This window comes from Streptomyces triticirhizae (assembly GCF_003696235.1).
In the GTDB taxonomy this organism is placed as follows: Bacteria; Actinomycetota; Actinomycetes; order Streptomycetales; family Streptomycetaceae; genus Streptomyces; species Streptomyces triticirhizae.
In genome coordinates this window covers 1-4,972 of the sequence record NZ_RFFJ01000299.1, presented here as the reverse complement: position 1 = coordinate 4,972, position 4,972 = coordinate 1, and the positions used below count along the sequence as shown (strand labels likewise).

The 4,972-nt window shown below is 75.0% G+C and carries 2 protein-coding genes; one reads left to right on the top strand and one right to left on the bottom strand.

The annotated features are described in order from the left end of the window. Positions 1–1,857, top strand: a 1,857-nt coding sequence (locus tag EBN88_RS28510; protein ID WP_122399902.1) for a type I polyketide synthase, incomplete at its 5' end; no start/stop codon positions are given. Between the two features lie 169 nt (positions 1,858–2,026). Here EBN88_RS28510 and EBN88_RS28505 read toward each other — a convergent pair. Beyond that, positions 2,027–4,972 (bottom strand): type I polyketide synthase (locus EBN88_RS28505; RefSeq protein WP_122399901.1); only part of this gene is annotated, 2,946 nt, incomplete at its 5' end.

Here is a 4,972-nt window from a genome sequence, read left to right as displayed (position 1 = left end):
GCCGCCCACCTCCCGGCCCTCGCCGGGCTGCCCGCCCACGCCGACCCGGCCGCGCTGGCCGCCGCCGTCGCGGCGGGCGACACGCCCGCGCCCGAGCTGATCCTCCTCGACCACACCGCGCCCGCCGCCGAGAACCCCGACGACCCCGGGAACCCCGAGGTCCTCGTCGCCGACACCCGGCGAACGCTCGCCACCGTCCAGGACTGGCTCGACGAGGAACGCCTCGCCGACACCACCCTCGTCGCCCTCACCCGCGACGCCGCGCCAGGCCCCGCGCCGGCGACCACGGTCGACCTGCGCCGCGCACCCCTGTGGGGCCTGCTGCGCACCGCCCGCTCCGAGAACCCGGGCCGGGTCCGCCTGCTCGACCTCGACGAAGCCGACGCCCCGACCCTGGCCGCCGCCCTGGCCACCGACGCCTCCGAACTGGTCCTGCGCGGTGGGGTGGTGTCGGTGCCCCGGTTGGGCCCGGTCACCCCGGACGGGAACGCGTTCACCCTCGATCCCGAGGGAACGGTGTTGATCACCGGTGCCACCGGCACCCTCGGCGGGCTGATCGCCCGCCACCTCGTCCACCACCACGGCGCCCGCCACCTCCTCCTGGTCAGCCGACGCGGACCCGACGCCCCCGGCGCCACCCAACTCCACGACGAACTCACCGCCACCGGAGCCACCGTCCACCTCACCGCCTGCGACACCGCCGACCCCCACGCCCTCGCCACCCTCCTGACCACCATCCCCGACCACCACCCCCTCACCGCCGTCATCCACACCGCCGGCATCCTCGACGACGCCACCCTCCCGGCGCTCACCGGGGAACGCCTCGACACCGTGTGGCGGCCCAAGGCCCAGGCCGCGTGGCATTTGCACGAGCTGACCCGCCACCTCGACCTCACGGCGTTCGTCCTGTTCTCCTCCCTCGCCGGCCAGGTCGGCAACGCCGGCCAGGCCACCTACGCCGCCGCCAACACCTTCCTCGACGCCCTCGCCACCCACCGCCACACCCTCGGCCTGCCCGCGACCTCCATCGCCTGGGGCCTGTGGGCCGAGACCAGCACCATGACCGAGGCGCTGCGCGACACCCAACTCGCCCGCGCCCAGCGGGCCGGCGTCCGGCCGCTCACCGCCGACCAGGGCCTCGCCCTCCTCGACGCCGCGCTCACCACCCGGGCCCCCGTCACCGTCGCGGCCGCCCTCGACACCACGGCCCTCCACGCACAGGCCGCCGCCGGCACCCTGCCCGACCCGCTGCGCGGCCTGGTCCGCACCCCCGCCCGCCGCGCCACACCCGGCGGCGCACCCGCCGACCTGGCCCGGCGCCTCGCCGGCCTCGCCGAGGACGAGCGACGCCAGCTGGTCCTCGACCTGGTCAGGGAGGCCGTCGCCGCCGTCCTCGCCCTCCCCGACCCCCAACGCGTCGACACGACACGGGCGTTCAAGGAGTCCGGCTTCGACTCCCTCACCGCCGTCGAACTCCGCAACCGCCTCAACGCGGCCACCGGACAGCGTTTCCCCGCCACCGTCGTCTTCGACCACCCCAACCCCGCCGCGCTCGCCGAGCACGTCCACACCGTGGTCACCACCACCGACGAGGCGCCCGCCGAACAGCCCCTCCGCGCCGAACTCGACCGCCTGGCCGCGACCCTCGCCGCCGAGCCCGCCGACAGCGCGCTCCGCCGCGACATCACCGCCCGCCTGCGCACCCTGGTCGCCACCCCGAGCGAGGAGCCCAGCGCCAGCGAGGCCCGGCGCGCGCTGGACCGCCAGCGCATCCAGGACGCCACGGCGGCCGACCTGTTCGCCTACATCGACCGCGAACTCGGCCGCGCCCAGCGGCGCGACACCGCGAACGCCTGACCACCGACCACCGACCACCCCCGAAGCGGGGCCCGGGTCCCACCCCTCCAGGACCCGGGCCCCGCTCCCCTTTCTTCTGTGCTCCCGCGCCGCGTTCACGCGCGAACGAGCCCGGCCCCGTTCGACCGGGACCGGGCTCGTTCGCTCGCTCTTCTCTGCTCCTCTCCGTTCAGCCGAGGCCGAGTTCGTTGTCCAACGCCGCGAACAGGTCGTCGTCCGAGGCCGTCTCCAGATCCTCCGCACCGGCGGCGCCGGAACCGGCCCCCGCGCCCGCACCGGACCCGGACGCGGCCTGCCAGCTCGACACCAGCTCCGCCAGCCGCCGCCCGACCCCCGCCCGGCCGTCCCCGGCCGCCGGCAGCGCCGCGAGCAGTTCCTCGAGGCGGTCGATCTCCTGAAGCGCCGACTCCACCGGCCCCGCCGGCGCCAGCTCCGAACGGAGATGCTCGGCGACCGCGACCGGCGTCGGATAGTCGAAGACCAACGTCGTCGGCAGCCGCCGCCCCGTCACCTTCCCGAGGCGGTTGCGGAACTCGACGGCCGTGAGGGAGTCGAACCCCATGTCCATCAGGCCCCTGCGCGGATCGATCCCGTCCGACCCGTCATGGCCCAACACCGCCGCCACCTGGTCCAGCACCAACTCCAGCAGCAGCGCCAGCCGTTCCTCGTCCGACAGCGCCGCGAGCCCGGCCAGCCGCGACTCCCACGACGCGCCCCCGCCGCCGCCCGCCGCGACGGCGGCGGACCGTCGCTCCGGCACCCGCACCAGCCCGCTCAGCACGGGCGCGATCGCCCCCGCCGACGCCTGCGCGCGCAGCGCCCCGACGTCCCACCGCACCGGAAACAGCAGCGCCGCCCGCGAGTCGAGCGCCTCGTCGAACATCCCGAGCGCCTCCTCGCTGGTCATGGGCGCGATCCCGGAACGGTTCAGCCGCTTCAGATCGGCCACCTCCAGCGCCTCGGTCATCTCGCTGGACTGCGCCCACAGCCCCCACCCGAGGCTGGTCCCCGGCAGGCCGAGCGCGCGGCGATGTGCGGCCAGCGCGTCGAGGAAGGTGTTCGCCGCCGCGTAGTTGGCCTGCCCCGCCGTGCCCAGCAGCCCCGACACGGACGAGTAGAGGACGAACGCCCTCAGGTCCAGGTCGCGGGTCAGCTCGTGCAGATGCCAGGCCGCGTCAACCTTCGGCCGCAACACCGTGTCGAGCCGCTTGGCCGTCAACGCGGGCACCGTGGCGTCGTCGAGGATGCCGGCGGTGTGGATGACGGCGGTGAGGGGGTGGTGGTCGGGGATGGTGGTCAGGAGGGTGGCGAGGGCGTGGGGGTCGGCGGTGTCGCAGGCGGTGAGGTGGACGGTGGCTCCGGTGGCGGTGAGTTCGTCGTGGAGTTGGGTGGCGCCGGGGGCGTCGGGTCCGCGTCGGCTGACCAGGAGGAGGTGGCGGGCGCCGTGGTGGTGGACGAGGTGGCGGGCGATCAGCCCGCCGAGGGTGCCGGTGGCACCGGTGATCAACACCGTTCCCTCGGGATCGAGGGTGAACGCGTTCCCGTCCGGGGTGACCGGGCCCAACCGGGGCACCGACACCACCCCACCGCGCACCGCGACCTGCGGCTCCCCGACGCCGACGGCCGCCGGCAGCGCCAGCACGGCCGCCGCGTCGTCCCCGTCGAGATCCACCGTCCCGAACCGGCCCGGGTTCTCCGACTCCGCCGCCCGCACCAGACCCCACAGCGGCGCCGCCGCCAGGTCCAGCGCCGACTCGTTCTCGCCCACCGCGACCGCGCGGCGGGTGACCACCACCAGCCGGCTGTCGGCGAGCCGCTCGTCGGCCAGCCACTCCTGAAACAGCCCGAGCACCCGCTGGGTCATCTCCCGTGCGGCGTCCGGCAGTTGCTCGCCCGCCGCAGGCTCGGCGCCGCCGAGGCACGGCAACAGCACCACCTCGGGCGCCTCGGCGCCGCCGTCCAGGGCACGCAGCAACGCGGCGACACCGGCGAAGGCGGAACCGATCCCGAGCCGGCCGGCGAGTGCGCCGCCGTCCTCCCCGAGCACGGCCCAGCGGGCCGGGTCGGCGCCCCGCGCGGGCGACGCCGGTTCCCGCCACTCCAGCGCATACACCGGCGCCCGCGAGGCGCCCGCGATCCGCGCCAGATCGGCGGCCCGAAGCGCGATCTCCTCGACCCGCAGCAGCGGACGGCCGGAGTCGTCGGCCAGGCTCAGCGTCGCCGTCTCCGCACCCGTGAGGGTGAGCGACACCCGCACCGTCGCCGGCCCATCGGCCGCGTCGGTCTCCGCGAACGCGGCGACGCCGGTGAACGCGAAGGGCAGAACGTCGCCGCCGTCCGGGGTGTTGACGAGCAGCGGGTGCAGCGCGGCGTCGAGCAGCGCGGGGTGAACGGCGTGGCCTGGGCCGGAGGCGGCGGGAACGCTGACGGTGGCGTGGAGGGTGTTGTCGTCGCGCCAGAGGGCGGTGAGTCCTTGGAAGGTGGGGCCGTAGTCGTAGCCGCGTTCGGCGAGTTGGGGGTAGGCGGTGTCGAGGGGTATCTGCTGGGCGTTGGGTGGGGGCCAGGTGGCGGGTGTCTCGGGAACGGTCGCTGGCGCGGGTTGGTCGTTCAGAGTCGCGGTGGCGTGGCGGGTCCAGGGTTCGTCGTCGTTCGAGCGGGCGTGGAGGGTGAGGGCGCGGTCCTCGATGCTGATCTGGAGTCGCACGGTGCCGTGTTCGGGGAGGACGAGCGGGGCCTCGATGGTCAGGTCCTCGACGCCGGCGCCGTCGGCGGCGTGCAGGGCGAGGTCGAGGAACCCGGTCCCCGGGAAGAGAACGGTGCCGGCGATGGTGTGGTCGGCCAGCCACGGATGGTCGGCCAGCGACAGCTCGCCCGTGATCAGGGTCCCGCCGTTGTGGGCCACGGTGGTCCTGGCCGTGAGGAACGGATGCTTGGGAACGTCCTGCCCGCTGGGCATCGTGCTGGTGGGTCGGAGCCAGTAGGTGTGGTGTTGGAAGGGGTAGGTGGGGAGTGGCAGGTTTGGGGTGTTGGTGGTGGTGAGGGTGGTCCAGTTGGTGGTGGGGTGGTGGGTGAGGGTGGTGAGGTAGGTGGTGAGTTCGGGGGTGTTGGTGCGGAG